The sequence below is a fragment of the Bradyrhizobium sp. genome, assembly GCF_016462955.1.
GTDB lineage: Bacteria > Pseudomonadota > Alphaproteobacteria > Rhizobiales > Xanthobacteraceae > Bradyrhizobium.
In genome coordinates this window covers 1-4467 of sequence record NZ_JAEMSD010000400.1, presented here as the reverse complement: position 1 = coordinate 4467, position 4467 = coordinate 1, and the positions used below count along the sequence as shown (strand labels likewise).

Genomic DNA, 4467 nt, shown 5'->3' with positions numbered 1-4467 from the left:
GAACGACGCGCGAGACCTGGGCCTGGTTTCGCCGGCAGCGGCAGACCGGCTAGCCGCGCACAGATCTCCCCGGCGCGTTTGCCGGCTTCCGATAAAGAGCTTCACGACGCGTTCATCACGCCTAAGGGTCGGACGCGTCAACCCGATACCGTTTTTGCCGCGCGGTGCGAAGCGCGCAAATTTTACCTGCCATATCAGCCACTTATGTGGCTGAGAAACATCGCTAACAAATCCTTCCCGATCGGGAAAGTTTTAGCCGTCTTCTATTCATAACCAAGCGAGGCCGCTGCTCTACGGTGAACGCCATCAACCGGGAGTTTGATGATGAGCGCGACGAGAGGCCGTCTTCTGGTAGTGGACGACGATCTGGTGCAACGGGTCTTGATCAGCAAGATCGGCGCGAAGCTCGGTTACGAGTCCGTCGTCGTGCCTTCCTACGAGGCCGCGACGGACCTTTTGTCACGCGAAGCCTTCGACATCATGGCGCTGGATCTGTCGCTCGGCGAGCGGGACGGTGTCGAGCTGTTGCGGTTCGTCGCCGACCGGGATCTCCGCGCGATGTCGATCGTGATCATCAGCGGCTGCGATGATCGCGTCATGAAGGCAACGCGCCGGGTTGTCGCCGGACTGAAGCTGCTGCTTGGCGGCTGCCTGACCAAGCCGCTCGATCTCAACCGCTTGCGCTGTGCCTTCGACTTGCCGCAGCGCTCGCCGTTGGCTGCGAGATCTGCCGAAACCCCGCCCCGGATCACGCCGGACCGAATTGCGCGTGGGCTGGCCGATGGCGAGTTCTTCGTCGAATTCCAGCCCAAGATCGCGCTGGGGACGGGCAAAGTGGTCGGCGCAGAGGCCCTCGCACGTTGGCGCACCGCCGAATTCGGCATGGTCTCGCCGATGGTCTTCATTCCGATCGCCGAGCAGACCGGCCTGATTCGCGAGGTGACCGATTGCATTCTTTCATCGGCGATGTCACAGGGCCGCAAGCTGATCGAACGCAACCCCGGTTTCACCATCGCCGTCAACATCTCGGGTTCACTGATGTCGGATTTGGCACTGCCGGAGCGGATTGAGGCGATCCTTCGCCAGGCGAACGTGCCTCCGTCCTCGCTGACGGTCGAGATCACCGAGACCACCGCAATGGCCGACGTCGACCGTGCCAACGACATTCTGGTGCGTCTGCGGCTGAAGAAGATCGGTACCGCAATCGACGATTTCGGCACCGGCTATTCGTCGCTGGCTGCCCTGGCGCGACTTCCGTTCAGCGAACTCAAGATCGACCAGTCCTTCATCAAAGGTTGCGAGGCCGACGACGACATGATGAAGATCGTCGATGCTTCCGTCGCGCTTGCGAAGGCGTTCAATATGAAGGTCGTGGCCGAGGGGGTCGAGAGCTCGCAAGCGCTTGAAATCATCCGTCGGGCAGGCTGCGACGTCGCCCAAGGCTACTACTTCGCACCCTCGCTACGGCGTTCCCGCGCCGAACGATGGATATCGGATCGCAATGCACTGACGGACCAGTAGGCCGCTTCCGCGAAGCCGGCGGCTCTTGCGAGCTGAGACGACGAACCCCGGTCGCGGAGCGACCGGGGCTGCGCCAGACGATAGCCGTGCTCAGTAGATCCCGTAGGCGCAGACATTCACGACGCGCACGCGCAGACCGTGACGAGTGCGGACCAGGCGCTCCTGGTAGCAATTGCTGACGCCGGTGTTGAGGTAGATGCCGCCAAGGCCCCAACCGGGACCCCAGTGGTTATGACCATGATAGTAATGGAAACCGCCGGCCGAAGCGGCAGTGGGAGCCAGAGCGGCGACACCGAGCGTGCCGGCAGCGATCAGACCAAGAGCAAGCTTACGAAACATCTTCATTCTCCATTTGGCGCTAGGACCATTGTTGCGTCCCTGCATCTCGGTCGAGACGAGATGCGATCGCGTTCATGGCGAGCGGGAAGAATCGTGTTTCAGGAATGTTTCATCGGCAGCGGCGAAATGTGCCGCGGTCAGGCTTTGCGCGCCGTGTGGTCGCGCTCAGGCCTCGCCTGCGTCATCTCCGCCACGGCCGTATGGGACATTGTCGCTCAAAACCGCGGCGCTCTCTTCTGCGCAAACGCCGCGATGCCTTCCTTGATCTCCTCGCCGCGCATGCTGTCGCGGTGGCGCTGGTCGGCGGCGCCCTCATCGAGCTCGCCGCGGGCGAACTCGTTGATCGCCCGCTTCATGCCGCGCATCGCTTGCGGAGCGTTGCCGGCGAGGATCGCAGCAAGCTTGTCGACCTCCTGATCCAGCAAGTCCATTGGCACCATCGCGGTGAGGTAGCCGATGCGCAGCATCTCCGGGGCGCCGATCTTCTGCGCGGTCAGGAACAGCTTTTTCGCATTGTCCACGCCGAGGCGGGTCACGTAGCGCTTGATGCCGCTCGGGTAGTAATGCAGCCCAAGCCGCGCCGCCGGCATGAACATCTCCGCGGTCTCGACGCCAATGCGGAAATCGCAGGCGAGCGCGAGGTCGGTCGAGCCGCCATAGACGCCGCCGTTGAGCCGGCAGATCGTGGGAACGCCGAGATCCTCCAGCCGGTCGACCACCGCCGCGAAGGCCGAGCCCGCGCTCTGCTGTTCGGTCGCGCTGACCGCGCGCTCCGCCACGGAATTGAGATCGTAGCCGGCCGAGAACGCGCGGCCGGTGCCGGTCAGCACCAGTACGCGGATGGCCGGATCGGCCTCGATCCGGTCGAACAGTTCCGTCAGCTCGCCGAGATCCTCGGCCTGGAGCCGGTTGAGATGCTTGGGCCGGTTGAGGCGGATGGTGGCGCGGGCGCCGGTGATTTCGAGCACGGGGCTGGATGCGGCCTCGGCTGTGTCCGACATTCTTGTCTCCATTGTCGGTGCCAAAGTGCCCGCCCGGACGGAGGCCGTCAACGACGGCGAGCCTGTTCTGATGACACCGCGTGCGCCGGGCCTGCCCTCCCTGCCGCGCTGCCGGCGAGGGCCTACTTGAAATGTGGCGGCTCGTCGTAGCCGCGGCGGCTGCTAAAGAACAGAAGCACCATCAGCCCGACGCCGATGAGGACGGAAAACCCCGCGCCCAGGGCAAGCGCCACATAGCCTTCCGTCGGGATCGGCTCGCCTTCGACAGCCATTGCGGAATAGGCGAAGTAACCGGCCGCCGCCAGCATTGCCATAAGGAGGATGAGGAGGAGTGCACGCATGCCGCGCTATCCGGTTGCAATTAGGAATCAACGGTTGTGGATCGCGGCGGTTCCAAACGGCCGAGGTGTCGGGCCCCGGCGCAGCGCGGCAACGCCCTAAGCGCGTTCACGCGCGTCTCCAACGCGCTAGGGACGTTGCTGTCCGGGACAGGAAAGTGCCCGGTGAGATCAGGCGCTCTGGGCGGTCTTCACGACCACCACGTTGCTGTCGTCCGGCAGGGCAGGGCCGGTATCACGCACCGTCTTTTCGGCTTCGCCGGCATGGCGTTTCAGATAGTCGCGGCGCATGCCGATCTCGTCGCGGACGAATTCGTAGCCGAGCTTGAACGTGTCGAGGCCGTCTGTGCTGATCGTGCCGTCCCTGAGGCCGATGACGGCGCCTCGCAAAATGCCTTCCAACTCGTCCTGGAGGCATTCGAGCTGATCCAGCGAATGGGCGTGCTCGATGCGCTCGCCGACGTCGAGGATGGCGGTCGAGAGCTCGCTGGCCTTCTCCGGCGCGATCCGGGTGATCTTGGCGTAGATCGCCGCGAAGATCGAGCCGATGATGCTGAGCGCGGCGACGCCCAGATACATCACGTCGCTGTACTTATCCAGGAACGACTTGGTGTCGTCGTTGATGTAGTCGGCTGCGCCCCGATGCGCGATCACGTAGGCGTCCTTCTCGACGGAGGCCGGCTCAATCCTGGTGGCAAAGCCGTTGTCGAGCGCGAGCGCCGACTTGTTCTCGTAGATGGTGCGGGCGAGCTCGCCTGCCGTGGTCGGTGACATCCTGGATTGCGCGACCAGCAGCCATTCGAGCCCGATCGTGTCGAGGTCGTCGTCGGGGATTTGCGGGGATGCCGACAGCGTGCCCGCGGTCAACGTCTCGTTGGAAATGCCGGGGAATTTGCGCGCCAGCGTCTTGGCTTCGTCGATGGCGTTCAGGGTGAAGCCGCCGCGTTTGGCGGCCTGCTCATAGGATTTGTCCCGCACCGCCCGCGAGGCGTGGACGATGGCGATCACCGCGCTGTAGCCGTTTGCCGGGCCAAACAGCTTGTCGAGCGTTGAGCCCTGCGGCGCCATCTGGATCTTGGCGGCCTCGGGGCCTTCGGGACCATCGAGGATGCTGCGGACGAAGGCGAGCGAAGCTTCGTTTTCGGCGACGACGGCGACCTTCTTCTTCTTCAGTTCGGCGAGCGACTTGATCTTCCTGTTGCCGGGACCGAGCAGGAGCACGAGATCGTGCTCGAGGATCGCGAGCGCACGTGCCCGCAAGGGCACCT

The 4467-nt window shown here is 63.9% G+C and carries 5 protein-coding genes; 1 reads left to right on the top strand and 4 read right to left on the bottom strand.

Going from position 1 to position 4467, the window contains the following annotated elements:
• Window positions 1-324: 324 nt before the first annotated feature.
• Window positions 325-1521, top strand: a complete 1197-nt coding sequence (locus JHD07_RS29625; protein ID WP_291628594.1) for an EAL domain-containing response regulator — start codon at window positions 325-327, stop codon at window positions 1519-1521.
• A gap of 90 nt (window positions 1522-1611) precedes the next feature.
• Here the strand turns inward: JHD07_RS29625 and JHD07_RS29620 are convergent, their stop codons facing one another.
• The 4 genes from JHD07_RS29620 to JHD07_RS29605 form a co-directional block, all read right to left on the bottom strand.
• On the bottom strand, window positions 1612-1860 hold the full coding sequence (locus JHD07_RS29620) for a hypothetical protein (protein WP_291628593.1): 249 nt from the start codon (window positions 1858-1860) through the stop codon (window positions 1612-1614).
• A 215-nt stretch (window positions 1861-2075) separates the two neighbouring features.
• Window positions 2076-2861: an enoyl-CoA hydratase/isomerase family protein gene (locus JHD07_RS29615; protein ID WP_291628592.1), complete on the bottom strand. Its 786-nt coding sequence runs from the start codon at window positions 2859-2861 to the stop codon at window positions 2076-2078.
• A gap of 122 nt (window positions 2862-2983) precedes the next feature.
• Window positions 2984-3202 carry a hypothetical protein gene (locus JHD07_RS29610; RefSeq protein ID WP_291628589.1) on the bottom strand — a complete coding sequence of 73 codons (219 nt, stop codon included), beginning with the start codon at window positions 3200-3202 and terminating at the stop codon, window positions 2984-2986.
• A gap of 168 nt (window positions 3203-3370) precedes the next feature.
• Window positions 3371-4467, bottom strand: a 1097-nt coding sequence (locus JHD07_RS29605; RefSeq protein WP_291628587.1) for a TAXI family TRAP transporter solute-binding subunit, incomplete at its 5' end; no start/stop codon positions are given.

Coding starts and splice junctions, on each gene's coding strand:
- JHD07_RS29620 (WP_291628593.1), bottom strand. CDS start 1,860: ATGTTTCGTAAGCTTGCTCTTGGTCTGATCGCTGCCGGCACGCTCGGT.
- JHD07_RS29615 (WP_291628592.1), bottom strand. CDS start 2,861: ATGTCGGACACAGCCGAGGCCGCATCCAGCCCCGTGCTCGAAATCACC.
- JHD07_RS29625 (WP_291628594.1), top strand. CDS start 325: ATGAGCGCGACGAGAGGCCGTCTTCTGGTAGTGGACGACGATCTGGTG.
- JHD07_RS29610 (WP_291628589.1), bottom strand. CDS start 3,202: ATGCGTGCACTCCTCCTCATCCTCCTTATGGCAATGCTGGCGGCGGCC.